This window comes from Halomonas sp. ALS9, from assembly GCF_001651035.1.
In the GTDB taxonomy this organism is placed as follows: Bacteria; Pseudomonadota; Gammaproteobacteria; order Pseudomonadales; family Halomonadaceae; genus Vreelandella.
The window spans coordinates 1-260 of sequence record NZ_LXRG01000057.1; the positions used below are offsets into that span (position 1 = coordinate 1).

A 260-nucleotide genomic window follows, 5' to 3' on the forward strand; every position below is an offset into this window, starting at 1 on the left:
CGCATAAAGCCCCAGAGCGTGCGTTCCCATCGCATTGGCCATATGGATAGGGCCGGTATCCGGCGCTATCACCGCTTGGGCTTGATCGATCAGCGCTAAAACCCCTTTTAGCGAGGTGCCGCCAATTGCGTTAATCACGCTCCCCGGCTGGCAAAGCGCTTCAATTTGATCTCCAATTTCCCGCTCCAAGGCCCTGCCACCGCCAGTCAACACGCTTTTAAGGCCGTGCTGTACCCAGGCGTGCTCAATCACTCTCCCGT

Annotated in this window: 1 protein-coding gene; it reads right to left on the bottom strand. The window is 57.7% G+C overall.

Going from position 1 to position 260, the window contains the following annotated elements; all coding sequences use genetic code 11:
- Nucleotides 1-260: glycosyltransferase family 9 protein (locus tag A6R74_RS04090; protein WP_165603353.1), on the bottom strand; the 260-nt coding region annotated here is incomplete at both ends.